The organism is Sphingobacterium sp. UBA7249 (assembly GCF_002472835.1).
Taxonomy (GTDB): domain Bacteria; phylum Bacteroidota; class Bacteroidia; order Sphingobacteriales; family Sphingobacteriaceae; genus Sphingobacterium; species Sphingobacterium prati.
Genome location: NZ_DKST01000026.1, coordinates 102,935 through 129,927, shown reverse-complemented (window position 1 = coordinate 129,927; position 26,993 = coordinate 102,935). Strand labels below are relative to the sequence as shown.

General features: G+C 37.9%; 19 protein-coding genes and 1 tRNA gene. 9 read left to right on the top strand and 11 right to left on the bottom strand.

What is annotated here, in order from left to right; translation table 11 throughout:
• Window positions 1-2: 2 nt before the first annotated feature.
• The 3 genes from B4A24_RS18705 to B4A24_RS18695 form a co-directional block, all read right to left on the bottom strand.
• Complete coding sequence (locus B4A24_RS18705; RefSeq protein WP_293946527.1) at window positions 3-2,246, bottom strand: GH92 family glycosyl hydrolase; 2,244 nt, start codon at window positions 2,244-2,246, stop codon at window positions 3-5.
• 32 nt (window positions 2,247-2,278) lie between these two features.
• Entirely contained in the window at window positions 2,279-4,528 is a 2,250-nt protein-coding gene (locus B4A24_RS18700; RefSeq protein WP_293946526.1) for a GH92 family glycosyl hydrolase, read from the bottom strand.
• A gap of 461 nt (window positions 4,529-4,989) precedes the next feature.
• Window positions 4,990-8,127 (bottom strand): GH92 family glycosyl hydrolase, encoded by a 3,138-nt coding sequence (locus B4A24_RS18695; protein WP_293946525.1) that lies wholly within the window; start codon window positions 8,125-8,127, stop codon window positions 4,990-4,992.
• Window positions 8,128-9,149: 1,022 nt separating this feature from the next.
• Between B4A24_RS18695 and B4A24_RS18690 the strand changes: the two genes are divergently transcribed.
• On the top strand, window positions 9,150-9,911 hold the full coding sequence (locus B4A24_RS18690; RefSeq protein WP_293946524.1) for a response regulator transcription factor: 762 nt from the start codon (window positions 9,150-9,152) through the stop codon (window positions 9,909-9,911).
• Here the strand turns inward: B4A24_RS18690 and B4A24_RS18685 are convergent.
• Complete coding sequence (locus B4A24_RS18685) at window positions 9,908-10,612, bottom strand: hypothetical protein (RefSeq protein WP_293946523.1); 705 nt, start codon at window positions 10,610-10,612, stop codon at window positions 9,908-9,910. The two genes, B4A24_RS18690 and B4A24_RS18685, sit on opposite strands and share 4 nt — an antisense overlap.
• A 104-nt stretch (window positions 10,613-10,716) precedes the next feature.
• A complete protein-coding gene (locus B4A24_RS18680; protein ID WP_293946522.1) occupies window positions 10,717-11,463 on the bottom strand; it encodes a HesA/MoeB/ThiF family protein in 747 nt (248 codons plus the stop codon).
• 506 nt (window positions 11,464-11,969) lie between these two features.
• Here B4A24_RS18680 and B4A24_RS18675 point away from each other — a divergent pair.
• Window positions 11,970-12,836 (top strand): helix-turn-helix domain-containing protein, encoded by an 867-nt coding sequence (locus B4A24_RS18675; protein WP_293946521.1) that lies wholly within the window; start codon window positions 11,970-11,972, stop codon window positions 12,834-12,836.
• Window positions 12,837-13,013: 177 nt separating this feature from the next.
• The gene (locus tag B4A24_RS18670; RefSeq protein WP_293946520.1) at window positions 13,014-14,537 is read left to right on the top strand and encodes an acyl-CoA dehydrogenase family protein; all 1,524 of its coding nucleotides are present in this window, start codon (window positions 13,014-13,016) and stop codon (window positions 14,535-14,537) included.
• A gap of 321 nt (window positions 14,538-14,858) precedes the next feature.
• Here B4A24_RS18670 and B4A24_RS18665 read toward each other — a convergent pair whose 3' ends face one another.
• The gene (locus B4A24_RS18665; RefSeq protein WP_293946519.1) at window positions 14,859-16,775 is read right to left on the bottom strand and encodes an AAA domain-containing protein; all 1,917 of its coding nucleotides are present in this window, start codon (window positions 16,773-16,775) and stop codon (window positions 14,859-14,861) included.
• Between the two features lie 225 nt (window positions 16,776-17,000).
• On the opposite strand from B4A24_RS18665, the gene B4A24_RS18660 reads away from it, so the two are divergent.
• The 3 genes from B4A24_RS18660 (at window position 17,001) to B4A24_RS18650 (ending at window position 18,311) form a co-directional block, all read left to right on the top strand.
• Window positions 17,001-17,339, top strand: a complete 339-nt coding sequence (locus B4A24_RS18660; RefSeq protein ID WP_293946518.1) for a cupin domain-containing protein — start codon at window positions 17,001-17,003, stop codon at window positions 17,337-17,339.
• A gap of 69 nt (window positions 17,340-17,408) precedes the next feature.
• Window positions 17,409-18,158 (top strand): BlaB/IND/MUS family subclass B1 metallo-beta-lactamase, encoded by a 750-nt coding sequence (gene bla / locus B4A24_RS18655; protein WP_293946517.1) that lies wholly within the window; start codon window positions 17,409-17,411, stop codon window positions 18,156-18,158.
• 79 nt (window positions 18,159-18,237) lie between these two features.
• Window positions 18,238-18,311: transfer RNA gene (locus B4A24_RS18650), tRNA-Ala, on the top strand.
• Window positions 18,312-18,408: 97 nt separating this feature from the next.
• On the opposite strand, the gene B4A24_RS18645 is transcribed toward B4A24_RS18650, so the two are convergent.
• Window positions 18,409-18,837 carry a nuclear transport factor 2 family protein gene (locus B4A24_RS18645; protein ID WP_293946516.1) on the bottom strand — a complete coding sequence of 143 codons (429 nt, stop codon included), beginning with the start codon at window positions 18,835-18,837 and terminating at the stop codon, window positions 18,409-18,411.
• 287 nt (window positions 18,838-19,124) lie between these two features.
• Between B4A24_RS18645 and B4A24_RS18640 the strand changes: the two genes are divergently transcribed.
• Window positions 19,125-20,381 carry a hypothetical protein gene (locus B4A24_RS18640; RefSeq protein ID WP_293946515.1) on the top strand — a complete coding sequence of 419 codons (1,257 nt, stop codon included), beginning with the start codon at window positions 19,125-19,127 and terminating at the stop codon, window positions 20,379-20,381.
• Window positions 20,382-20,384: 3 nt separating this feature from the next.
• Here the strand turns inward: B4A24_RS18640 and B4A24_RS18635 are convergent, their stop codons facing one another.
• Window positions 20,385-21,509, bottom strand: a complete 1,125-nt coding sequence (locus B4A24_RS18635; RefSeq protein WP_293946514.1) for a lipid II:glycine glycyltransferase FemX — start codon at window positions 21,507-21,509, stop codon at window positions 20,385-20,387.
• 259 nt (window positions 21,510-21,768) lie between these two features.
• Here B4A24_RS18635 and B4A24_RS18630 point away from each other — a divergent pair, with 259 nt between their 5' ends.
• Entirely contained in the window at window positions 21,769-23,427 is a 1,659-nt protein-coding gene (locus tag B4A24_RS18630; protein ID WP_293946546.1) for a DNA polymerase/3'-5' exonuclease PolX, read from the top strand.
• An 11-nt stretch (window positions 23,428-23,438) separates the two neighbouring features.
• A complete protein-coding gene (ybaK, locus tag B4A24_RS18625) occupies window positions 23,439-23,915 on the top strand; it encodes a Cys-tRNA(Pro) deacylase (RefSeq protein WP_293946513.1) in 477 nt (158 codons plus the stop codon).
• A gap of 20 nt (window positions 23,916-23,935) precedes the next feature.
• Here ybaK and B4A24_RS18620 read toward each other — a convergent pair whose 3' ends face one another.
• From B4A24_RS18620 to B4A24_RS18610, 3 genes are all read right to left on the bottom strand, one after another.
• Window positions 23,936-24,703, bottom strand: coding sequence for a methyltransferase domain-containing protein (locus B4A24_RS18620; RefSeq protein WP_293946512.1), 768 nt, complete (start codon window positions 24,701-24,703; stop codon window positions 23,936-23,938).
• 42 nt (window positions 24,704-24,745) lie between these two features.
• Window positions 24,746-25,729, bottom strand: coding sequence for a lipoate--protein ligase (locus B4A24_RS18615; protein ID WP_293946511.1), 984 nt, complete (start codon window positions 25,727-25,729; stop codon window positions 24,746-24,748).
• A gap of 243 nt (window positions 25,730-25,972) precedes the next feature.
• On the bottom strand, window positions 25,973-26,986 hold the full coding sequence (locus tag B4A24_RS18610; protein ID WP_293946510.1) for a glutathione synthase: 1,014 nt from the start codon (window positions 26,984-26,986) through the stop codon (window positions 25,973-25,975).
• Window positions 26,987-26,993: the final 7 nt, after the last annotated feature.

Below are 26,993 nucleotides of genomic sequence, written 5' to 3'. Positions count from 1 at the left end.
AGCTATTTTTTGTACCATGCTGGACCAGGTTTGCCTCCCATTTCAAAAACAAGGGTGGCTCCGGACATGATCTGCTCATGTGTGATATAACTTGTATCGAGGGGCTTTCCACCCAAGGTAACCGACTGGATATAAATATTGGTTTTATTTACATGGTTTGCTTTCACAGTAAACTTTTTCCCATTTGCAAGTTTAACTTCACTGTGTTCAAACATCGGGGTACCGATTTCATATTTTCCACTCACGGGATCAACAGGATAAAAACCGAGTGCGCTGAATACAAACCAAGAAGACATTTGTCCACAGTCATCATTTCCGCTGAGTCCTGACGGATTATTTAGATAGAGCTTATCCATCACTTCGGCAGCATATTTTTGTGTTTTCCATGGTTGTCCAATGGCATTAAATAAATATATGGCATGATGACTTGGTTCATTTCCATGCGCATATTGTCCGATCATACCGGTACTGAAGATAGGTAATTTACTGGTATCTGAGGGGTGAAAAGTAAACATACTATCCAATTTCTGCGCAAAACGTTCTTTTCCGCCAACAAGCTTGATCAATCCAGGAATATCATGCTGTACAGACCAAAAGTATTGCCATGCATTGCTTTCACAAATGTGTGCGCTGTATTCTTCAGGATCAAATGGGGAGACAAAAGTCCCCTGACTATCACGGGGCTGCATAAATGATGTTGTTGGATTATAGACATTTTTATAGTTTTCCGCCCTTTTTGAGAATGTATCTGCAACCTCTTTATTTCCCATCTTGCGTGCCATAACAGCAATACAATGATCATCAAAGGCATATTCGAGTGTACGTGACAAAGACCAGTTGTCAGTATTATACTTATCCACAACGTCATAAGGAACATACCCCAGCTTTTTATACAGCCCGATGCCTCTATAGTTATCGATATTAGCTGTAGCTACGCAAGCCGCCAATGCTTTTTCGACGTCAAAATTACCTATACCTTTCAAATATGCATCTACAATAACTGGGATAGCATGATTACCAATCATCATATCGGTTTCACTACCATAAATATTCCATACCGGCAAGCGGCCGTGCTGTTCATAAAATGCAATAAATGATTTAACCATATCATTTACCCGGTTCGGATCAAGATAGGTAAACAAGGGATGGGACGCACGGTAGGTATCCCAAAGCGAAAATGTACTGTAGTTGGTCCAGCCTTCCGCTTGATGTATTTTTCGGTCAGCGCCGAAATAAGCACCGTCTACATCTCCAAATATCGTAGGAGCCAACATCGAATGGTACAAAGCTGTATAAAATTTTGCTTTTGTATCTTTATCGCTCGTGTGGATGGTAATTTTCCCTAGTTCCTCATTCCAATTGTTTTCAGCTTGTTTTAGATAGTAATCAAAGTCATCCTTTGGCACCTCGGTTTTTAAATTTTTGGAAGCTCCTTCCATACTTACTCCCGAAAGAGAAGTACTGAGCGTTATCTGTTCACCAGCAGATGTTTTAAAGTCAAAACGTACCTTAAACGCTGTACCAATACGTTTGGTGGCTTTTGTTCGACTGTCAGCACTAGAGACTATTGCCGAGCTATCTATATGAACCTCACGAAAGGGTTTTGAAAATCTGGTTTCGAAATAAACACGTTGTCCTCTGGCCCAGCCTTCAGAAAATCGGTACCCACGTATGGTAACCGAATCAACTATCTCGATATGAGAATCTGTCGTCGCATCCCAGTTCATGGCTTTTTTTAGATCCAAAAACACCGAAGATTGTCCCTTAGGAAATGTATAACGTTGAATACCACAGCGTGGCGTTGCTGTGAGTTCCACATCGATATTGTAATCTGTCAGCTTGACCTGATAATATCCGGCATACGCCGATTCATTTTTATGTGAAAACTTTGAATGGATCCCTAGAGGGGCACCCGCCTCATGATACGGCATCGTAACAGGCATAAACGATATATCGTACAAATCACCAGCCCCCGTCCCACTTAAATGTGTATGGCTAAACCCTGAAATGGTACTATCCGGGTAAAAATAACCCGAAATACGGTCCCAACCTGGCAGCCCATTGTCCGGACTCAATTGCACCATGCCAAAGGGTGATTGTGCCCCAGGATAGGTATTTCCTGTAAAATCTGTTCCAATAAATGGGTTGACAGATTTCGCATATGAATCCGCTGTGAAGTCCTTCTGTGATGCACAGCTCAGGATACCCAATAAACCCGCCCATGCAAGATAATTTATATATTTCATCGTGTAGATAGCTCCTTTAATCTATATGTGATTTATCTGTCTCCGGTTACAATTAAGATATCTTTGCTATTGACCAAAACCTGATGACTGATCTTAAAGCCTGCTAATGGCTTTCCATCGACTATAATTTTTCTGATGTATTCTCCTTTGCCTTTTTTTTGGCGTCTGATAATTATTTTATCGGACTTAGAGTAGTACTTTTTATCGAGCTGAATAGTTACTTTGTCAAATACAGGAGTCACAATTGTATAATCTGGCCTACCAGGACAGAAAGGATAAATCCCCATCATATTCATTAATGCCCAAGTCGACATTGTTCCTGTATCATCATTACCTGGAATCCCACCGGGACTATTCGTAAAATGTTTATCCAGAATTTGCTTCACAAGCTTCTGTGTGCGCCACTCTTCACCTTTTATTTCTGAAAAAACATGTGGATAGAGCATATCTGGTTCATTGGTAACATCGAAATAGCCCTTATCAAAGGTTGCTTGTAACCTATCCACAAACTTATTCTTACCTCCCATCAATTGAACTAAACCGGGAATATCAAATGGTATTGCGAAGCTATAATTCCAGGCATTTCCTTCATGGAATCCATGATTAGGTTCAAAATTGGCACCCATCAACGGATTGAAAGGTGTCAAAAATGACCCATTTGGAAGAATAGGTCGGAATGTACCATATTCTGGCGAAAAATAGTGTTTGTATCCCTGCGCTCTTTTGCCAAAAGTTTGCGCATCTTTAGTTTTCCCCAATGAGTTAGCCAGCTGTGCTAAATTCCAGTCAGCCACATAATACTCAATCGCGTGGGATACGGAGTTATCGAAAGAATCACGAAATGGAACATAACCATATTTAACATAATCTGCATTGTCTGGACGAATTCGATTCGTCGAATCAGTTGTGGTCGCTGACTTCAAAAAAGCCTCATAAGCTGTATTGATATCATAATCCCGAATACCTTTCATCCAGGCATCCACGATGACAGGCACCGCTGGATCTCCATCCATCGTATAGCTTTCACGGCTATAAAGTTCCCATTTAGGCATCCATCCATTTTCTTTATAAATATCAATCATCGAACGAATCATAGCTACCTGTTTATCCGGGTAGACCAGAGACATCAGTGGCTGTACATTTCTATAGGTATCCCATAGGGAGAACACGGTATAACGATTGTGATTCGCAACAAGGGTCTTTCTATTTTCCATAGCCGGGTATTCACCATTGACATCTTGTAGAATATTCGGATGGATCATGGCATGATACATAGCCGTATAAAATACCGTCTTTTGATCTTCGGTCCCCCCTTCAACTTGAATCTTCGATAGTTGGTCATTCCATAAGGATGAAGCTTGCTTTCTGGTTCGTTCAAATCCAAAACTTGGCTGCTCGGCCTCCAGGTTTTTTCGGGCATTCGCGACACTTACAAAGGATACAGCCAATTGAACCTCCAGGCTTTCATTTTCTTGAACATCAAAGCTTAGAAATGCACCAAGATCGTCCCCAGACAATTGATCCGAATAATCAGTAAAAATCTTATATTTACCAGCATCTTTATTCCAATCATTCTCCCATTTTTCACCAGCACGCTGAAATTTCCAATACCCTTTCTTTGTAGGTTTTTTATTCACTCGCATCACAAAGAAAATGGGGTATACTGCCTGATTGTTAGTATAACAGAATGAACCCAATAATTTCGATCCCTCAAGTTCGGTATCACTGACATAACGAACAGTGGCACCAGTCTCATTCGTTAGTCCCTCGCCTAGATTGAGCAAAATATTAGCTTGTCCCTTTGGAAAGGTAAACTTAGACGCCCCTACACGCGCTGTTGATGTTGCTTCCGTTTTGATTCCATATTTTTTTAACACATTACTGTAATAACCTGGCTGAGCCTCCTCTTGTGTATAAGTGCTTCCGTATAGATGATAATCAATTTCGAGCTTTCCAGCAGTCGGCATCAGTAATAAGCTCCCCATATCAGGACAACCTACACCGCTCAGATTAACATGTGAAAAACCTGTAAAATAGCTGTTGCTATGTTCATAGGGGGTAGACCACCAACGTGCATCTTTATCAAAAGCATTAAGTGAGGATCCCATAACATTAAAAGGAGACACATTCATTAAACCATGAGGTACCTGAGCGCCAGGATTGGTGGTTCCATAATTACTGGTCCCTATAAATGGATTAACATAATCTGTCGGTAGTTTCTGCGCGGACGCATTCTCCCAAACAAATAATCCCAAAAGGAAATAACGGATAAACTTGATCATATCTTGATAAAGGCAAACAGCCTGTTTTTGTTAAGTAGATTATAAATTTTAAGTGTGGTCACAATACTACAGATAATACCAAAGATTTACAAATATCCGTAGTACATATATCTATCATTTTACAATGTTAATAGGATTTAGCAACATTAAAAATAGTATTGAATCATTAAGAAACAAATTTCCAAGCTCAAATCATCACATTGCAATAATGATACTGATATTATTTTCAATAGCGAAAATTTCCGCAACAAAAAAATCCTGAAGTGGGGAGCTTCAGGATTTTTACTAACTAACCAATTATTAACCTAAATTATGAAAACTACACACATAACGCCACCCATCGAACTTTGTTATCCTCTTCCCTCGTGTTTAACCAAACTTTAACAAACAGTCCTGTTTGTTGAGGAAAATGATAAGGCTAGCACAGCTTTCCAACAAAAGCGGATAACAGTAGTGCGGTACTAATGTGACAAGCCCCATTGCATATTAGGCTTATTTCCCATTTCTAAAACTAATTCACCACCCTTTAACAGCTCTCCCGCGTCGAAATAAAACGTGTTAAGGGGCTTTCCGTTTAAAACGGCCCGCTGAATATATATATTCTTTCTGCTCGCATTTTTAGCTTTAATTGTAAATTGTTCACCCCGACCATATTGGCGTCCCAGCTTAATCTTAATTTCTTCAAAAGCGGGACTTCCTATTTCATAAATCGGTTTTACTCTTGTACCACCATCTAGCTGGAATAATCCTATTGCATTCATAATATACCAGGCACTCATCTGTCCTTGATCCTCATCTCCGAGATAGGCGTTAGAAATCCCTTGTCCGTAATAGCGCTCACCGATAGACCGGCTCCATTTTTGTGTAAGCCAGGGCTTTTTCAACCAATTAAAGATATAAGCGAAATGCATGGACTGCTGATTTCCCTGAACAACAGGATAATCCCAATATTGATCATTTGGCCCATTGTAGCGCCATTTTTCACTTTCTCCAAAACCCCATTCCAAACGTTTTAAAAAGACATCCTCACCAATCATTTTTGCTAATGCTGGAATATCCTGAGGTACAAAGAATGTCAGCTGCCAGGCATTACCTTCCACATAATGATGATTGGCCCCTGATTTAAATGGATCAAAGTCAGGATACCATTCCCCCTTCGCATCTTTCATCCTTGCATAGCCGCTTTTAATATCTATCGCATTCTTCCACCAGCTTCCTCTATCGTTAAAATAGCTATATTCCTTTTCTTTTCCCAATGATCTCGCGAATTGGCCTACCGTCCAATCGTCAAAACTATATTCCATTGAATTAGAGAAACGGCCCAGGTCATACGGAACATACTTATACTTCAAGTAAACATCTAAGTCCCGATTACCAGCGAAGCCACCTTCGAATTTTAGCGGACTTGTTGTCTGCATTTTCTTGACCGCTTCAAATGCCTTTGAGATATCATAATCCCGTATTCCCATCTGATATGCCCCTACGATCAAAGGAACCTCATGTTCAGCAACCATTACTGGAATATATTCCATCCCGGCAGGTCCTTTTGCCAGCCAACCATTGACATCATACATAGCCAACTGTGACCGCACCCATTTATTCGACCATTCCGGGGCAACTAGATTCCAAAACTGATTTAAGTTCCAAAACGTATTCCAAAAAGCATCACAGCCTAAGGCTAGATCACCCGGACGTTTCATTGTTCTGATTACTTCATCAGAAGATCGCCATTGTCCATTGACATCACTAAATATATTGCGGCTAGCCAATGTACGATACATATTTGTATAAAATTTCTCTTTTTCCAAATAATCATCACTCTTTATCTCCAATCGTTCCAATAATTCATTCCACACCCGATGTTGGTTAGCGACTACACGGTCAAAAGACCAGCCAAACGGATCTGAAAGTTCGGTTTTCAGATTTTCTGCTGCGTTCGCCACACTGACATAAGAGATTCCGGTCCGCAATTGGACCTCTCTGTCTTTGCGGACATCAAATTCAACATACATACCGGCAAATTGAGCGCTGTCAGCAACCAGATCAGACTGATCTGTTATTTTACCGTCATGCCAAGTTCCAAAATTGATAATTGGTTTATCAAATTCCATGACGAAATAGACAACATAATCTTGCTTTGCATCTGTAGACCATACATTTTCTGACAACTGGCTACTGTAGCCAATAACCTTATTATCAGAGACCTTTTTTAGGGAAAGATCTTTGATCTTATAATCATATTCTCCGTTCACTTTAAGATCAATCATCACACGGCCGGTATCCGATTTATGATAAGTATATTTCTGGAAACTGGATCGCGTCCCCGCAGTTAATTTTGCATCAATATCCTGGTCAAGTAGATGGACGGAATAATACCCTAATGGAGCCTGCTCACTCTTTTTATCTATTGCTGAACGGTAACCTGAATGTACGCTATATTGATCCCCTACATCCGTTTTCAATTGACCAGCTGTCGGAAATGTCCCCAGTCCAGCCATCGTCCATTCGTGTATATGGCTAAAGGTTCCAATGGATTCTATTGAAGGCTCGTAACCTGCTTGCCAACCAATATTCTGATTATCCGGGCTAATCTTTACCATCCCAAATGGCATCCATGGCCCTGGAGCCAGCATCCATCTGGAATGTGCTGCTCCCATCATGGTATTGACATAATCTGAAACACCACCTAATCTTTTGGGAGAACGTTTTATCGAAGACGAACGGATTAATTTATCGTTGACATATATTGCATATTTGCTTTGAACCTCTTTCGAAGTATAAGGCATTGGGATTTCAAGCCGAGAGAACCCTTTCTCATGGGTTTTCTCATAGATCTTCTTTCCATCCAACAATATTTTTACTCGTTCATCGTCTTTCAATTTCAATAGATCGATGAGCATATGCTGGATGCGTTCATTTCCGTTTGACAGCTCAAATTCCGATTGTCGTACGCTTTTTACTATTGAAGTGTAATCAGTTAACAATTTTACCTGTACAGGGCCCAATAATTTAAAAGAATCAAACTCAACCCATCCCCCCTTTATTACTGTAAAGGTCACTTGATTAAATCCTTTAGAAATAAGGTTTTCAGGTAATGGAATCCGTATTGTTGAAGTCGCTGACTTCACATTCGTACCAATCGGATCACTTTGTCCCTCCCCATTATTCAGATCGTAATTATAGGATTTGCCGTTGACAGAGATCTGTAAGGTCGGCTTATTTTTGGGATCGCTATTTGCTAACTTAACTTCCAGCGCCCATTTACCACCTTCTACTTTACCGCTCACTACACTATATAAATTTAAAAAGTGAGTCCGCAAACCAGAAGTTCCGCCTGTCCCGCCCCATTCATTGGCAGGCCCCGGCAACACGTAGGGAAGATCCCGTGATAAGGAAGACTGTCCTACAATAAAATAATTATCTTCATAGCCGAAATCATGTTCAAGAAACTTCTTATAATCGTGCGGAGCTAATGCGAATTCATGACTGGAGCCATCGGGATTACCCAGTTGCCAAATGGTATTCTCCTGCCCCACAACAACTTGCTCCAAGATTAGCAACAAGCCTGTGAGAATGAAAGTAGGGAAATGTATTTTCATAATGTATGAATTTTAGAATAAAATATATTTAATCCTTTGCTTTTATTCGCTCGTTACTTTATATACTGTCCTTATGAGAATTAAAATGAATAGCAAAAAATCATCTCGAACCAAACTAAATTACCAATAAAAACAATATTGTATATACATGAAAAATAACAAAAAAGTAGTCTAAAACTAATTAATAAGCCAAAAAAAATAATTATGTATACAATATTACTATAAAAAAGAATAAACACCAAACAAAAACAATTTAAATGTACATACATAAAATAAGATGTTAAAAAGCTGTTGATTCACGTATTTTATCTCTACAATCGGACACCTCATAGAAACAGTGTTTGCCTCATCTTTGTGATTTTAAAGTAGGTTTAAAAAATGAAATTGAAATATAGATCTATTTTAAAATCGTCTTTGATCAGAAACTTCTTTTTTAATCTTCCAAAACAAAACTTCAAAACCTTCATTGCAGTTTTGAACCTTTCATGTTTGTAATAAAAAACTAATGATAAACAACATTCAGTAGTTGCCATTAACGATCACCTACTCCAGGAAACATTAAATAGACTATAGGGTAAATTTGGCTGGATATTATTCTTAAAAATCTATATTTCAAGAAATTATAAATAAGAAAAACTAAACATAATGTATTTACTCATGATACCTTCTTAGCGTCAGCTACCGGAATTACCCGAAACTTTCCGAAAATCTCTTATCATGCAATAAATAATATTGGTTTTTTCAGTCCGATAGGTTATATTTATATAATTAATTGCTAAGACGGTGCAAAGGTAATGAGTAAAAACAGTAATCCTATTATCTAAATCACATTCTACACATTTGTGTAGATACCTTTAAGATAATAAGATAGACATTTAACGCTTAAATGCTGTTATGGAAATTATACAAAGGCTTGATTGTAAAAAACAATAGTGTACATAGAAATCGTGATTATGTATTTGTTTTTGCATAACACAGCAATTTCTAAAACACAATAATATATCATTTTTGCCATTAATACTATGAAGATTGAGATTGAAGATTTTTTTAAGCCGGTACACGTTAAAGATACCTTTAGCAAAGATGATTATGAAATTATAGATGCTTTTATAAATTTTGCACAGTCTTTGAGCAGATTAACCTATCAAAGTATATACCTAATTGACTATTCTAAAAAGAGCTTTCTATTTGTGTCTGACAACCCCATCTTCTTATGTGGAAACTCTCCGGCTGAAGTTTTAAAGAAAGGTTATCAACATTATTTTGACAACGTACCAGAACAGGATATACAGTTATTAAAAAAAATAAACGATGTTGGATTTGATTTTTTTGAAAACCTTTCGAAGGAGGAAAGATTAACACATTCCATATCCTATGATTTCCATTTGAAACAATCGAATGGGAAACCTTTGTTAATAAATCACAAACTTAAGCCGATACTTTTAGATAAATCTTCGAACCCCTGGATAGCGCTTTGTGTTGTTTCCATTTCTTCGCACGCGAATGCAGGAAATATTAAATTTAAGTCTGATGAAAATGGAAAACAATTTGAATATAATTTGGAAACAGATCGTTGGGTCGAAGCTCCGCATGTCAAACTTAAACCTCGAGAAAAAGACATTCTTTTATTTTCTGCCCAAGGATTGACTATGGATCAGATAGCAGATAGGCTTTACGTTTCGATCGACACAATAAAATTTCACAAAAAGCAGATATTCTCCAAGCTAAAAGTAAAAAGTATCACAGAGGCCACCGCTTTAGCAATTGAGCAGTCTTTATTTTAATTAGCATCACGATCCTTATCATGCTTATAGGGAGGTATTTTTTTTGCTATATCAAAGATTTTATGAGCGTCTATTGTATTGCCAAAACAATACTGTGCCAATTTATTCTTTTCTATAAAAGAATCTAGCCATGTTGTTTTTATATATATAGGCAACGTTTCCGAATATAAATAAATAATTGGAATGCCTAATTGATAAGAAGGTATTCCTAAATTAAACAATGTACGAACCAATTTTTTATCACATTCTGCAATAACTAACCCATTCCCTAAATAAAATGGAGGAAAAAATGCATCAAAAAGCATCTTTTTGAGAATACTGATGCGCTGCCCCATGATTTTTTGTGAAATAATGAAACGCCCTATATGCCAAAAATGATCAATCTCAGCGATCAGGAGATTTTCCTTTTTTATTGAAAACAACTGTTGAATTGGCAATGTAGTTTCCCTATCCCAATAAGTAATACGAATAGAGGCTTGTATGGCATGTTTTTTTGTATCACGTATAACGTAATAAATTGATTTATCAAAAAAAAGCAGGTCTTCTCGAATCAGATTCTCATATTGGCGTGAGTACTCTTCATCGGGAGCATTATCCAGATGAAAGAATTCTCTTGTCGTTCCTAAATAAAAATGAATGAACTCTGAAAGTTCTTTCTTCTCAAGTTTAGTAAAGTAATAATTTTCAGACGTCCAATTCATGTAGATAGCAACCAAGAACTATAAAAATAAAGACTTTTATTCTAAATTTTTAACGCCACAATGTGTTATGTAGAAAAAGAAAAATAATATATTTAACGCTATAATTATTTTAGAGACAAATAATAAGATTCAGGAAACACTTTTATCTCTTTTTCTGTAGCGATATTAAACACAAGCTGACAGACCATTCCTGACAGCACATATAGTCCCAATGACAACTGTGGCGGAGGAGAATCCATTGCTATTTTACCATATTCTGAAAGAAAATCTTCTAGCCATTTTGTATCAATATTTTTTTTTTGTAACCGATCAACAATATATTGTCCAACATTTATCTCAAATGCATGATGTTCTTTATGAAGTGATCTCAAATTACGGCTTTCCGGTGTAATTACAGTTAAAAATCCAGCCCAGCCCAAATTATAAGGATGAACAACAGGTACACTTTTTTGTGCCATATATTCATCAAATAAAAAAGGAATATCCGAAGAAAAATCCAGGGCATTGATGGCAACTTTACAGCTTAAATCAAGACTATATAAATTGTTCCGGTCTATAAATTCGCTATAGGCCTTAATATTCGCTTCAGGATTAATGGATATCAATCGCTGTTTTAAAGCAATAGCCTTATTGACACCAATATCGTCCGTGACATAATTCTGTCGATTGAGATTTGTTAGTTCTACAGTATCACCATCAATTATTGTCAAATTTTCAAAGCCCATCCGCAATAAACACTCGGCAATATAACTACCTATACCGCAGCCTCCAATCAGCACCGGAAAATTCTTAATACACTTTTGCTCCTCCTCTTTTATATGAATGATATTACGTTCGTATCTCAAACTCATTATACGATAAATTTGTATCTTATAAAGATAGGACTATAATTTAAAAATTATTGTCTCATCTTTATCAATTAATCCTAAAAATTATTTCCTAAAACATTGCTAGGACTCCAGCTTTAATATCTTAAATGATTCTATCATTGCCTCCCAATTAGAATCTACATAAGAATCCTATCTTAAACGATTAGTCGCTACAATAAAATACAAATAACCTATACTTTTGCTCTCTTAACGCATCAATATTAATCATGTCTTCATGAGCTTAACAATGAAAAAACATCCAAACGAAAATTATCGTGCTCAAATTGTTGATTATAATATTTAGGAAATAAGCAGTGTGAAAACATTATTTTTCAATTCAGAAACGTATAGATATTTTATATGACAAAACTATTTTATCCCATTTAATTTTGGAATATTATCCTGATATTAGCAAGTATCCGTTTAGGACATTAATAGCAGAAAAAAAATGAAAAGCTTATTGATTTTACAGCAAACGTAAATGGACTATGGAAAAGCAGGTAAATGCAGGTGAGTTTGTAGATAGATTTATGACGGGTAGTCTGAAACACCTTAGATACCAACAGTCTCCAGTTAAGATATTTCAGCTCAGTGAAATTGCGCCCTATATTAAATTTCCTACTCCCCCTATTTTCTTGGGATATAACCTCTTGGTACATATAACAGAGGGTCATTTTAAGCACAAAATCGGAGCGAAAGAATATGTGGTAAAAGCACCTGCGATTCTCACGAGCAATTATGGCAACATCTCCACTATTAAATCTGTTGACAAATCAGCAAAGGGACATTGCGTATTAATCAATGACAATGCAATGACTTCCATATTTAGGGAGCAGGAGATTCTGAATATTTTTAATATTTCCCCATTACTTAATCTAGCAAAACAGGATAGCGCAGATCTCAACGAGCTCTTCAAGTTACTTTACAATGAATTACTTTCTGAGTCACCCTATAAAGAATTGTTTGAAAGTTTACTAAAATCTCTTTTACTAAAGATAATTAAGCTATCTTCTTCCAATCAAGCGCTCAACCGCAGACAGGAAATTGCAATGATGTTTAAACAGCTTGTGCACAAAAACTTCAAAAAACAAAAACATATTGGTTTTTATGCTGATAAGCTCGCTGTATCGACCAATTACCTAAATCGTTGTGTATTTTCGGTATTCAAAAAATCATCCAAAGAGCTAATTTTAGAGGTCCTCATTATGCATAGTCAATTTCTTCTGTTTGAATCGAATAAAAGCATTGCTGACATCTGTTATGAACTCGATTTTTCGGATCCTTCTTATTTCTCTCGACTATTTAAAAAAATCGTAGGAACTTCACCAACTTCTTATCGAAACAAGGCAACCTAATTTTTTAGACATGCACGATTTGTCCTATCTTTTATACGGAAGTGGACAGGCTAATCACAATGATATGGGTTATTTTTGTTTAGCGATCGGGATGTAGGAGTAAATCACAGCTATCTTAAGGATATATCGTATACATCTACTATTGCAAATGTTTTATCATTTAATCAATAACTAGCGATGTCTAACGTTTTAGCACACACAAACAAGATGCAGGATTTCGATTTATATATCGAAAACTTCAAAGAAAGATTGTCAAATTTATTCCATACGGAGTATGACTATAATAACCTTAGCTTAACACGTGGTTTACCACCTCAGTTTTTAAGTGAAATCATGGAAATGAAACCATTGTCGGTCGCTATTCCAGAGCATCTTGGTGGCCGCGGGCTACATGTAAAAGAGTGTCTAGGCGTGCTAGCTGCTGCTTCTTATGAATCACTATCCCTTTCTCTGATCTTTGGAATTAATATCGCGCTATTTTTAGAACCATTTGCCAAATATGGCAATCCCTTACTACAGGAGAAAATATTTCGCCGCTTTTTAGACAATAAAGCCATGGGCGGACTAATGATCACAGAACAAGCTTACGGAAGTGATGCGCTCAATATGCGTACATTTTATCAGCAAGATGGGGATAAATATCATATTAAGGGCGAGAAACATTGGCAGGGCTTAACGGGTGCTGCGGATTTTTGGCTGGTCACTGCACGAAAAAAAAATGAAAATGGGGAACTTATACGTGATATAGATTTCTTTGTCACCGATAATTCCATTGCCGAGCAAAAAATCGAGGTATTAAAAAAATACAATAGTCTCGGTCTATATGCTATTCCTTATGGCATCAATAAAATAGACATCGAGGTACCGATAGATTACCGATTAACCCCGGAAAGCACAGGTATAAAACTCATGTTGGACACCTTACACCGAAGCAGACTTCAGTTTCCAGGTATGGGTATGGGTTTCATAAAACGTATGTTAGATGAAGCCATGAAACATTGCACCGAAAGACGCGTCAGCGGAATTCCTTTAAATGAATTGGATTCAGTCAAGTTTCAATTATCGCGTTTACAGGCAGCTTTTACAATATGTTCAGCTATGTGTGCTTACAGCAGTTCGATTAGTTCAATTCATAATGATCTCTCTGGCCACAGTGTAGACGCCAATAGTGTCAAGGCATTGGTGACAGATCTCATGCATGAATCCGCTCAGATCTGTGTACAATTGTCTGGAGCAAATGGCTATAGACTGGATCATGTCGCTGGTCGTGGCTTAGTAGATAGCAGACCTTTTCAGATTTTTGAGGGTTCAAATGAGATGCTCTATTCTCAAGTCGCTGAGGCTATTGCCAAACTTATGCGAAAAAATAAGGAAAATAATTTGCTTTCATTTCTGAAAAGAAATCCCGCAACAGAACTAGCGGCTCCTTTCTTCTCCTCTATTTTAAATTTCGACTTCCCGCTTCAACCCAAACAACGTGAAATGGTCACCCTTGGGAAGATCATTGCCCGTGTGGTTTGCTTCCAATATGTATTGCAAATTAGTAACGCAGGATTTAATGAAAAAATGACTGAAATCGCACGCCAGCATGTCAGTATGGATCTGTATATGTTAGTAGGTCAACTTTCCAATAACAATAATGCCGAACCGCTCATGAATTATGACGAAAAGGCTGACTGGATGAATTTCACTTCCGTATAACAAAGATAGAAGGGACGGCCAAAAAGACCGCCCCTTCTATCTTTTAAACGTTTTTCTTTGTCTCAAAGGTTCAGTGTCCGGCAAGGGACTATATTTAATTGGCTTTTCTTACTACAAGGCTTTGGAGAACGTAACACTTCTTATACTGTTTCTTTGCCATTTTACTGCCATAACACTAACGGATAAGCGACGAAACAGCAAAGCAGAAGTAAGCCAGCTCCCTAACAGCTCCAAGGGAATAGCAAAGAACAACCAAAGAATAAGCACAGAAATAACAAGTTGAATATCTGAAATGATAATATATGCAAATACATGCTTTTATTATATCTTTTCAATATCCCACTCCCAAACACTGTGGTAATGTCCGATGGCCTCTGCGTAAGCAATAAATTTCTGATAAAAGGGGTGAATACTGATCGTTGCACTGTCGCCGATGACAACCAGTTTTTTTTTAGCTCGTGTCATAGCAACATTCATCCGTCGCACGTCTGATAAAAAACCAATTTGCTGTTCGTTATTGCTTCTTGTCAAACTGATATAAATAATATCTTTCTCCTGTCCCTGGAAACTATCGATGGTCTGCACCTTAATGCTAGCAGCATATGGCTGTAATTCCTGGTCTTGCTCCAACATTTCTTTTAATAAAGATACTTGCTTTCGATAAGGTGCTATAATTCCAATACTAGGGCATTTTTCGATTGGACAAGATTCTACCCAACTTCCAATAGATGTTTTTAGATGAGATTTTAAAAAACTTGCTTCACCAACATTGCAGATTGCGCCATCGCTTTCTTCCTCTTCAAAGCCCGCTCCTGCGGTATCAATATATACGATCGGTTCGCTATCATTCGTTATCGTCCAGTGTGCAACTGAACGGTCTGCTTTCAAACGTCCTTCGTATAAAGCCAAAGAGGGGTAATTCATAATCTGTTCATTCATTCGATATTGCGTATCGAGCAAGGAAACTGCTTGGGGGAATTGCCTGATCAACTTTTCAAAAAGTGTAGTACTAAGTTGATGATCAATGCTCCTATTCGATTTCACCGTTGGTGGTAGTTGACAATGATCCCCAGCCAACACCAATTTGTCGGCCTTTAATATGGGAATCCAACAGGCAGGCTCTAATGCCTGACCTGCCTCATCGATAACAACCGTTTCATATCTTCGGTTGCGGATGACATCCTGATTAGCACCCACCAGTGTCGCCGTTATTACCTGAGACCGGTCGAGAATATCCGTCACTATAAAATCCTGAATCCTATCGACATCTTTTCTGATTCTATAAGCTTCATTAAACAGCGCTTTCCTTTGCTCACGCTCAGCCTTACCAAAATTACGTTTATATTTTTGGGCCATCTCTCGATAGGTTCGAATCTGTTTTTGTAAAGATTTTATATCTTTATTTGCGTTATGTCGATCTATTTTATTGTCAAGAGTTAACGCTTGAAGATGTTCGGAAACTTTAACCGGATTACCAATTCGGGTGACCAATATTCCTATAGCGTCCAAACGCTCTGTCAATAGATCAACTGCTGTGTTACTCGGCGCCACAACTAATACTTGCTTGTTATTACTCTTCAACAACGCTTTTATGGACTTAATCAGCGTAGTCGTTTTCCCCGTACCCGGAGGACCATGCAAAAGTGCGATATCTGTTGTATCTAATACGCGCTGAACAGCGCTATTCTGGCTTAAATTGAGATCTGGGTGCTCAAAAAATAGCTCCTTTTTTCCAGTAGCATATAATTGTTCACTACCAATAAGCTTTCTGATCAATTTACCTTTCCCCTGGTCTGTTGCAAGTTCCTTTGCCTGGCGCAATGCGCTGGCCATTTCTCGATATGAATGCTCGTCAAACAGTAAGTCCACACCAAGTTTTCCCTTCCTACTCCAATCTGGTAATTCATCTATACGAAATGAAATCTGCATACTATCTTTATTGATTGACGATATAACACCATCTATCCTGTCCGCTTTTGGGTCGTGGTTTGAAAATAGTGAAACAGCCATACCAAAACGAAACCTATGTTCAATATCGAAGTGATTTGTTTTATTTAAGCTAACTGATAAATAATCACCTCGTCCAAGCTCACTGTCTGTTATCTGAATAGGAAACCAAGTCACTCCCTGTATCCTTCTCTCATTTAGGCCATTTTTCAGCAATAATGCTTCATGCTGCATCTTATCATATTGCTGCTCTTCATTTAATAAGGAAATAAGTTCATCAAAATAATTCATATCAGTACATTCGCTTTGATCCGATACAAAATAACAGTTTTTTTAAATACTTTGATGGTCAGGTCATAAATGTTGTCCTAGATTTTCGAGCAAATCGAGGTATTTTCTCGCTAACAATAAACGCTGATCAAGAACTTTTCAAACTGGTCTGCAAAAGTCATATTTATTTCCTATCATTGAGTATAGAGATTTGTTGATCAATTTTTCAAAATTTAAGTGATTAAAATGAGTGCGATATTCTTACATGATAATGAACAAAGCTGGACGGATTTAGGTAATGGTGTTAAACGTAAAATTCTGGTATTTAACAATGAATTAATGTTGATGAAAGTCCATTTTGAAAAAGGTGCGATTGGCGCGCTACACAGACACCCTCATACACAGACATCTTATGTAAGCGCTGGAAAGTTTAGATACCACATTAATGGCACAGACAAGATTTTAACTGTAGGTGATTCTTGTATCATTTACCCTGATTTAATCCATGGCTGTGAGTGCCTCGAAGAAGGCGAATTAATAGATTCTTTCACACCACATCGAGAAGACTTCATTAGCACATTGTAGCAAGTAAAAAGAGAAAATTTAACATAGCTAACAAAACAATATCCATCCCAAACCATCGTTTATTTACTTATGTTTAAAAATATAATTTCTTTCTTCTCAGCAAGAGTATTTACGCTACTCCTCAGTCTTTCTTTTTGCGGATTTTCATCTTTGCAAGCCCAGGAAAAACCTTTATCCATTGAAAAGATCAACTCACAACTTTATCTTTATACGACTTACAATACTTTTGAAGGGACCAAATATGCTGCTAATGCGGTCTACTTAATTACCAAAAAGGGAGTTATTCTATTTGACACTCCTTGGGACTCCACTCAATATCAACCTCTTTTGGATAGTATAAAACAAAAACATGACTTACCTGTCATTGCCGTTTATGCTACCCATTGGCATGAAGACCGTGCTGGAGGTTTTGCCTATTATAATCGATTAGGAATCCCCACCTATGCGACGAAAATGACCAATGACCTGCTAAAAGCAAATCAAAAAGCGCAAGCGACACATCTCGTCAAAACCAATAAGACATATAATGTAGGTGGTCAATCCTTTGTTTTAAACTTTTTTGGAGCCGGGCATTCGTTGGATAATGTTGTTGTCTGGTTTCCAGCTTATCAAATTCTAGATGGCGGATGCTTTATCAAAAGTTCGGAGGCAAAAAATTTAGGTAATATTGTTGATGGTGACGTCACAGCATGGAAGCCTGCATTAGCCAGATTATTAGCGAAGTATCCCCAGATAAAGATGGTTATTCCTGGACATGATGGATGGAAGGATAATCAGCAGATACAACGTACTGAAGAATTACTTACCGAGAAGCAATAAATAATAATACTTAAAAAAATAAAAAATCAATTTTTTATTTACAAAAAAGGTATTATCTTAGCGACAGAAAAAAACAGGAGGGGCATTAGCTCATCTGGCTAGAGCGCTTCGCTGGCAGTGAAGAGGTGATCAGTTCGATCCTGATATGCTCCACAAACAAAAGAGGCTACTTTTTGCAAGTAGCCTCTTTTGTTGTTTTTATACATTGTTCAGTTTCCCGAAGCATCATTTCAATTTGCGGCAGTAATTCCTATTTGTAAGAATTAACTGATTTAGAAATTTTCCAGGCACCATTTTCTTTGACAAGCGTAATCAAATCGGTCTTAGAGAAGCCGTCAAATTGCATAGTCACCTTAGCAATGGCATAATCAGGTAATTCCTCAACGATTTGTGTTGTGGTTTGACAATTCATTTTTATTCCTTTTTGTTTTTTCAGGAACGCAATCATATCAGAACGACTATGATTCAAATCCTGTTTACCGCATATTTTTTGATTAAAATCAGCGGTAAATAATTTGTTTAAATTTGCGACTTGACCTTCTGTCATTGCACCTACGTATTCGTCAATAGCGAGATCGGCGGTGATTAAATTACGTTCTTCCGGTTTAACCGAAGCCATAGCGCATGTAGAGATTGCGATCATCGCTGTTGCTACAAATGTTTTTACTAAAGTTTTCATATCTTTTCTATTTTATAAGGTATTAGTATATTTTCTTATTCTATTGTCGCAGGCAATCTAGATTTGTTGCGCTCTTTTTTATTTATTTTCTAATTCAAAGTTAAGACAACTCATGTGTTGATTCCATTACATTTAGATTAACATTACATTAAAATCGGTAAATGCTGCTTTTTTGTAGGTGAATAAAATTCGGCTTCACCGATGTATCGATAAAACTCCACAGAAAGAATAATTTGTTGAACAGAATATTGCAATTCTGTCCAATTCCTCTTAGATTGCATACTTTCATGGCACACGACGACAGACGACATACTTTTTGTTATATTTATACCCTTTTGACGGTTTCGTTGGTAATATTCCAATCTACATTATATGCACAACGACCTGTTAATGAAATAGAAATTACCAAGCATATTGCTGATACCAGTAAACAGCGCGACCTGATCGATATTGGCAAAGCAATCCTTAACATACAGCCACCACAATCTGTCGATAGTACCGGAAAAAAGTTTTACTTTTCATTTCTGCCATTTTCGACAAATGTACCAGGAGGAGGACACGCTTTAATTACGAGTACCACAGCAGGGTTTTATCTTGGTGAGCGTAAAAGTACCTATATGTCTAAAGTTACTTTCACTCCATACACCAATTTTGGAAAGCGATTCGGCCTCCCCATCCGCTCCTATGTCTGGTTAAAAGATAATACTTGGGTTATCGATGGTGATATCAGGCTATTAAAATACCCACATGAGACTTGGGGAATAGGCAAAGAGCATCACGGCGACCAACAGATCAATTTGGATTATACTTATTTTAGACTATATCAACATGCGCTAAAAAGAATCCACGGCGGACTGTTTATGGGCATTGGCTATGATCTGGATTACCGCATGAATATCAAATCCACGAGTGCGATCCCACTTGACGAGTATACCTCCTACCCTTATGGCACGGATTTAAAAGATCATACTGTTTCTTCAGGCTTGAGTCTCAATCTCATTTATGATACACGTGCGAATTCTATTAATACCTGGTCTGGCAACTATGCCAATCTACAATTCCGCCTTAACCCTGTTTTCATGGGAAGCGATCAAAATTGGAAGTCCTTATTCCTTGAAATCAGGAGATACCATCGCTTGACCCAGGATCCGAATAAGCAGAATATGATTGCTGTGCGTAGCTTTTTCTGGACTGTATTCAATAGCAAAGCACCTTACCTCGATTTACCTAATTTGGGTTGGGATCCTTACAATAGTTCCGGAAGAGGGTTTCCCGTAAGTCGGTTCCGTGGCAAATCGTTGTATTATCTGGAAACAGAGTACCGCCGTGACATCAGCAGCGATGGTTTATTCGGTTTTGTGGCTTTTATAAATTTCACAACCGTCAACGGACCAAAAAATAGCATGTTTGCAGACTGGAACATCGGTACTGGTGCTGGCGCCAGAATTAAATTTAACAAGAATTCGGGCACCAACATCGGCATAGATTATGGTGTCAGCACCAATCACCGTGGGGTAAGATTGACCCTGGGTGAAGTATTTTAACACTTAACTCAAATGATAACTTTGATTTTTAAACTCCATGGAGGCATAATACCGATACTTCTCATTATCTAATGGATAATCCCAACAGCCCATTCGATGATAGATCTCACCACCAAAACCAGTTTTAAATCTATAAAGTCCGTATAATGGATGTGAAGGATCTGCCTGAGGTGATACGCCAAAGAAATCATATTCCGCACAGCCTTTCTCCTTTGCTATCTGCATGGCACGCCATTGCAAGGCATAAGTAGCCATATAATTGCGATTCTCGGAAGCGGAGGCACCATAAAGATAGGTTCCCCGATTTGCAGCAATTACTAGAAACATTGCAGCCAAAGGTTGATTGTCCACCTCGGCAACCAGTAAATAAACATCTGCTGGAGACAAAGTATCATTTGCCTTGGCAGATAGTACAATCTTGAAATAGTTGATATCATGCAAGAAAAAATTATTACGAAGCGCAGTCTGCCGATATAACTCATACCAGATCTCCAGGCTCTCTAAACCAAGAGAACGAACCTTTACGCCTTTCCTTTCAGCCAAATGAATATTGTAACGCGTCTTTGATTTCATATTGGCCAACAGAAGATCTTCTTCTTTTCTAAGGTTCATAAAAATGGTATTAGAGGGAAGAATATCTGTATTCGCTTTATGAAAATTCCAATTTTCAGTATTAAAATTAAAGCGCATTTCCTGAATACGTTTTTCAGGAACGCCTAACCAATTGCCGTAGAGGTCATAACAGTCATCATCTTTTGCCCAATGGGATTCCCAGGACAGATCATATCGTATCATAATACAATTGGGCGGCAAGTAAGAACGTAAACTCTCCGAAAGCTGCTCTAAAAACGACCCTTGATTTTCTTCTGATGGTTCTATTTCAGGACCATATGGTACATACGCGATGCTATGCTCATGATCCACTGCCTGAATAATAATCAATAGATCCCCTACAAAATAGGTATCGTCTTCCACTCCGATATAAAGATCAGAGTGCTTCGATTTGAAATTAAAAGCCTTCGATTCTATCCCCTGCATCTTTTTCACAGCAGACCAATAGGCTGTCTGTTGAATAATACCTGTCTTGTAGAGACCACTTACTTCTTTGTCATTTATATCTGCTATCATAACATTCCTATTGTTGTCGTATATTTTCAGAAAACACGATAAACCTTATCGATTTCAACACCCAAAAACGGCAAACTTAGCCAAAATACCCGGTTACGCGGGCTGTCATTTGTCACTTTGTTGTTAATTTTAAAAAACAGTGAATGATTTCGACAAAAATCATCTTTTTCACATTATTTAACGGCATTATATTATCGACTTGGTTGGTATTTTGGCTCAAAATTTAGGATATTTGTAGCCTAACAGCTCACCGACAATGATGGACAATAAAGCGATCTCTAAAATTTTTAAATTGTGTAGCCAATTAATGGAACTTCACAACGAAAATCCATTCCGAACAAAGGCTATGGCTAGTGCATCTTTTAAATTGGACAAATTGCCATTTCGTATTGATGACGCCTCGCTTGAAGAATTGAGCGCACAGCCTGGCATAGGAAAAAGTACCGCCGAAAAAGCGAAAGAGGTCGCACAAACCGGAACGTTTAAGGAACTCCAGGTCCTATTGGCGAATACTCCATCAGGAGTTGTTGAAATGTTAACCATAAAGGGTCTTGGTCCAAAAAAGGTTCAGATTATCTGGCAAGACCTTGGGATTGAAAGTGTAGGCGAACTACTGTATGCCTGCAATGAAAACCGTCTAGTTGAAGCCAAGGGATTTGGATTAAAAACGCAGGAAGAAATAAAGAAGTCCATCGAATTTTCGATATCCAATCAGGGGTGGTTCCTATACGCCAAAGTATTGTCCCAAGCTGATACATTCTACGCTATTTTAAAAACACATTTCCCCTCGTCTCTCCTATCCTTTACCGGAGATTTTAGAAGAAAATGCGAGGTGTTAAGCACAGTGGATCTACTCATTTCCGAAAGTATAGAAGCGGTGGAGAAATTCCTAGGTGATTATACATTGGTGGAGAAAACAGAGAATTCACTGGAAATTACCGATGAATTAGGTTTTACATTCAAGGTGTTCAGTACGAATATTAACGATTTTTATCGCGACCTCATTCTCAGCACTGGTTCGACGGCCCATTTGGATCTTTTATTCAATATCCTATCTGATCTTCCTTCTCTCTCCAGCGAGGAAGCCATTTACCGTAACTTAAGACTTGATTATATTGAACCGGAATTACGTGAAGGACTGGACGAAATTGAACGTGCTCAAAATCATACACTACCACAATTAATACAATTTAAAGACCTTAAGGGAACGCTGCACAATCACTCAACTTATAGTGATGGTGTACATACCTTGGAGCAAATGGCTCTTTATTGTAAAGATGCATTAGGTCTCGAATATCTCGGAATATGTGATCACTCCAAAACGGCTGTTTATGCAAATGGTCTTTCCATCGAAAGATTGGAAGAGCAATGGAAAGAAATTGCCAGCTTAAATGAAAAACTAGCACCTTTTAAAATCTTTAAAGGGATAGAATCCGATATTCTAAGCGACGGATCACTGGACTACCCCGATGAGGTACTAGCACAATTTGACTTTGTTGTCGCCTCTGTTCACTCCAACTTAAAGATGGATGAGGAAAAAGCAACCGCCAGATTGATTAAAGCAATTGAAAACCCATATACAACAATTTTGGGACATCCAACAGGCCGTCTTTTATTAAGTAGATCGGGCTATCCACTCGACTTTAAAAAAATAATTGATGCCTGCGCCGCGAATAAGGTCGTCATTGAAATTAATGCAAATCCTTTAAGGCTAGATTTAGATTGGAGATGGCATCGCTATGCTGTGGAAAAAGGTGTATTGTTATCCATTAACCCCGATGCGCATCGCACTGAGGGCCTACTGGACATGCAGTATGGTATTTTTGTTGCACAGAAAGGTGGCCTGGAAGCAAAAAATTGTCTGAATACATACTCCTTGACAGATATTACAAACTATTTTTCCAATCGTAGATCTTAATAAAGCTTATTATGTCGCATAAAACCAATGCAGTCCGCTTGTTGGATACGGCAAAAGTAAACTATGAACTAAGAGAATACGAGGTGGATGATCATGATGTCAGTGCCGAACATGTTGCCTTGTCATTGGGTCTATTACCTGAAACACTTTATAAGACTTTAGTATTGAAAGGAAATATAGACCCTTACATTGTTGCTGTAATTCCCGGAAATGCCCAACTTGACTTAAAAAAGATCGCTAAAGCATCAGGTAATAAAAATTGTGAAATGCTCCCTATGAAGGATCTCCTAGCTGTAACGGGCTATATCCGCGGTGGCTGCTCACCTATTGGCATGAAAAAACTATTTCCAACATTTATCGAGGAAGCAGCTCAATTGGAAAAAGAAATTTCTGTGAGCGCAGGAAAACGAGGCCTTCAAATGATATTAAATCCCAACGATTTAGCAACGATGACCAAAGCGATCTGGTTCGATTTGATCAGTATTTAACATGACCATCGTCCGCGATGTCAGCTCTTTCGACCATACAACAAAATACGTTTAAACGGATATATCGCGGGGAATCTTGAAAAATGCTGTTTAATACATGTCTTAAAAGCCTCAATAAAAACAGGTCGTTTATCTTCGTCCAGCCGTTCAATATAAGGGATCAATGCCGATCCGGAAATAAAGTCATAAAGGACCTCCGCTTCGGCAGCAATAATTGGGTATATACGAAGCGATAGGTTCAATTCCTCCAAGCCCGAATGAAAGAAAATCTGTGCATAGTCATCTATACTTAGCACCGATGAAGCCCTATTCCAACCATCCAGATAGCTTCGGTAAGGTTCTTCACCAGCCAGCTCAGATAGCAGTTTATTCAAGATATTTTCCGGCTGGTAAGGCATCTGAACGGCCAACTGCCCACCGCTACTCAATTTGGAAATGAGATGCGGAAAAAGCTTTTGGTGATCATCCAGCCATTGCAATGCCGCATTACTGAATATCAAATCCCAGGAACCCACTGTCTCCAGGAATTTTTCAACACTACTATTTTCAAATTTTAGGTGTTCATGTTCAAGTTTACGGCTCATCGATAACATTTCCGGAGATGCATCTATTCCAAGGAATGTAGCTTGAGGAAATTTATCGCTTAAAATAGCTGTTTGCTCGCCGGTTCCACATCCGAGATCCACTGCTTTCATCATTGCTTCCGAAGCTATTAGTTCGGATAAATCAAAAAAGGGTTTAAAGCGGATGTCTTTAAACTGATTATAGATATCTGGATTCCAAGGCATAATATTTTTTATTTAAATCCCAATGGGACAATACAACAGCTGTTATTTAAATAGCTCCAAAATTTCAGCAACATCAACTTTTCCAAAATACGAAGTTAGATCTATAGCTTCCAACAGCAGCCTGATTTCTTCCAATTGATGTTTTTTCCCAACCAATAGTTGCTCCAGTTCATGAATAGATTCAGAAGCAAAAAAATCCCCAAAAATCTTGGCATGCTCAATATAACCTTTATGTACATCTAAATGTAATTCTATAAAACCGGCGGGTATCTTGATTGCCTTTTTAAAATTATAATTCGGAGAGAAACCGAAATTCCAGTCCCAGGTTTCATATTTTTCCTTCACCAGATGTTCGATATTCTGGATATCAATTGCAGAGAAATGAATGACCTCCGCATCAGGATTTTCACGCTGCATCTCTGCGATCAATAGTTCCTTAAATTTTACCGTTGTAAAACCCTGAGGTAGATAACCGATCAGATTTGTTACCCTGGCACGGTTGGACTTGACAGCTTTATCGACAAATTTAAGCGGATTTACCTTCAATGCATCACTCAAAATCTGCATCTGTGAATCAATTAAAATAGTACCATGCTGAACCATTTTACCATTTTTTGCGAGCTTAGCATTTCCACTAAACTTTTTTCCATCCACCAACAGGTCATTTCTTCCCTCCAGTTTTGCCGGAATATTCAATTTATTTAAAACAGAAACAATGGGTTGCGTGAAAGTCGAAAAATCCATAAAATCGAGATCTCCCAATAGGGTGTGGAAGGAGAAATTGAGATTCCCTAAATCATGATATACGGCACCACCGCCAGACATTCTCCTAACGACCTTAATCTTATTATCATTTACATAATCAAGGTTAATTTCAGCCAAAGTATTCTGAAATTTACCTATAATAATTGACGGATCATTCATGTACAATAAGAAAATGGGTTCTTTAGGATATTTCGTGAGCAGGTATTCCTCAGAAGCAATATTGAAATAGGCATCATGTGAAGGCGAATCAATAATAAACATCGTATTTTTATATTTTCTTAAAATTAACAAGAATTTAAATGCCTTGATTCATCTCAAACTCATAATTTTCATCAATCCCGCGTTTTGTCAGTTTCCTATTACAACAATCCTAATTACCGCCAAGAGATTTCAAATGACGCTAAAAACAATATAGTTTTCAGGATTAGGAATGCTTTTAGACAGCCCAGTCAATTATTGATCTTTGCTCCCTTATTATAAAACCAATTACATATAATCGCCTTACTAAACACCCGATGAATTTCTAGCAGATCCTATTTTTTCTTCAAGATTTTTGATAATCAATGCGGAAAAGTCTTCTTTTACAATCTCTTCTGTTTGGCATAAAGCGCCCGGACTAAAAACATTAATTTCCATAATACGATCGCCCACGATATCCAAACCAACAAAATACATTCCATCCTGTATCAATTTGTCTTTGATTTTATCAACCATTTGCAGCAGCTCAGCCGAAATGGCAGCTGCTTGGGTTTTTGCTCCCTGATGCACGTTGCTCCGGATTTCACCTCCTTGCTGTACACGGTGAACAGCTGCATATTTTCCATTGATTGAAACAGGTTCACCATTCAGTAAAAAAAAGCGAATATCCCCACCAGCTGCTTCAGGGAGATATTCCTGACCAATCACGTAACCATCCCGCGCGATTGCTTCTACCGTCTGCTTCAGATTTTGTTGATTATCTTTATTGATCAAAAATACGTTTTTTCCACCTGATCCTTTTAGGGGTTTCAAAATAATCAGTTTATTTTGCTGTTCAAAAAAATCAACTACATCCGTATAATTTCTAGTTACAATTGTCTTAGGACGGATAGATTCGTCAAAACCTTCGAGATACAATTTGTTACTTGCCCTACCCAAACTATCCGGATCATTAATGACCTGTACACCTTTTTCTTTTAATAGGGAGGCAAATTGCAGTGCTGATGCCGCTGCCCAAGGCCGATTCACCATATCCAACACGGGGTCAAATCTGAGCCAAACGACATCCATCTTTGTCATATCCATTTTTGTCTTTGCCGTCGCCCTTAGTATCTCCATTAATACCTTGGTCGATGCAATCTGTTGTACAGGCAGTACCTCCCTTACATGGGCAGCAATATGGGCAGATTCATAATAAAAATCGGCCAATCCAATGTAATAAATCTCATGCCCCATCTGGTGTGCTTTCAATGCTAGCAGCGTTGTTGTGAAACGTTCAGTTTCTTTATGAGTTTGATTAATAACAAATGCTATCTTCATATATTGT

Excerpts from the sequence above, each read along its gene's own strand:
- B4A24_RS18670 (WP_293946520.1), top strand. The coding sequence starts at position 13,014 with ATGTCTAACGTTTTAGCACACACAAACAAGATGCAGGATTTCGATTTA.
- B4A24_RS18620 (WP_293946512.1), bottom strand. The coding sequence starts at position 24,703 with ATGCCTTGGAATCCAGATATCTATAATCAGTTTAAAGACATCCGCTTT.
- B4A24_RS18665 (WP_293946519.1), bottom strand. The coding sequence starts at position 16,775 with ATGAATTATTTTGATGAACTTATTTCCTTATTAAATGAAGAGCAGCAA.
- B4A24_RS18700 (WP_293946526.1), bottom strand. The coding sequence starts at position 4,528 with ATGATCAAGTTTATCCGTTATTTCCTTTTGGGATTATTTGTTTGGGAG.
- B4A24_RS18685 (WP_293946523.1), bottom strand. The coding sequence starts at position 10,612 with ATGAATTGGACGTCTGAAAATTATTACTTTACTAAACTTGAGAAGAAA.
- ybaK (WP_293946513.1), top strand. The coding sequence starts at position 23,439 with ATGTCGCATAAAACCAATGCAGTCCGCTTGTTGGATACGGCAAAAGTA.
- B4A24_RS18610 (WP_293946510.1), bottom strand. The coding sequence starts at position 26,986 with ATGAAGATAGCATTTGTTATTAATCAAACTCATAAAGAAACTGAACGT.
- B4A24_RS18635 (WP_293946514.1), bottom strand. The coding sequence starts at position 21,509 with ATGATAGCAGATATAAATGACAAAGAAGTAAGTGGTCTCTACAAGACA.
- B4A24_RS18640 (WP_293946515.1), top strand. The coding sequence starts at position 19,125 with ATGGCACACGACGACAGACGACATACTTTTTGTTATATTTATACCCTT.
- B4A24_RS18645 (WP_293946516.1), bottom strand. The coding sequence starts at position 18,837 with ATGAAAACTTTAGTAAAAACATTTGTAGCAACAGCGATGATCGCAATC.
- B4A24_RS18630 (WP_293946546.1), top strand. The coding sequence starts at position 21,769 with ATGGACAATAAAGCGATCTCTAAAATTTTTAAATTGTGTAGCCAATTA.
- B4A24_RS18680 (WP_293946522.1), bottom strand. The coding sequence starts at position 11,463 with ATGAGTTTGAGATACGAACGTAATATCATTCATATAAAAGAGGAGGAG.
- B4A24_RS18690 (WP_293946524.1), top strand. The coding sequence starts at position 9,150 with ATGAAGATTGAGATTGAAGATTTTTTTAAGCCGGTACACGTTAAAGAT.
- B4A24_RS18695 (WP_293946525.1), bottom strand. The coding sequence starts at position 8,127 with ATGAAAATACATTTCCCTACTTTCATTCTCACAGGCTTGTTGCTAATC.
- B4A24_RS18705 (WP_293946527.1), bottom strand. The coding sequence starts at position 2,246 with ATGAAATATATAAATTATCTTGCATGGGCGGGTTTATTGGGTATCCTG.
- B4A24_RS18675 (WP_293946521.1), top strand. The coding sequence starts at position 11,970 with ATGGAAAAGCAGGTAAATGCAGGTGAGTTTGTAGATAGATTTATGACG.
- bla (WP_293946517.1), top strand. The coding sequence starts at position 17,409 with ATGTTTAAAAATATAATTTCTTTCTTCTCAGCAAGAGTATTTACGCTA.
- B4A24_RS18615 (WP_293946511.1), bottom strand. The coding sequence starts at position 25,729 with ATGTTTATTATTGATTCGCCTTCACATGATGCCTATTTCAATATTGCT.
- B4A24_RS18660 (WP_293946518.1), top strand. The coding sequence starts at position 17,001 with ATGAGTGCGATATTCTTACATGATAATGAACAAAGCTGGACGGATTTA.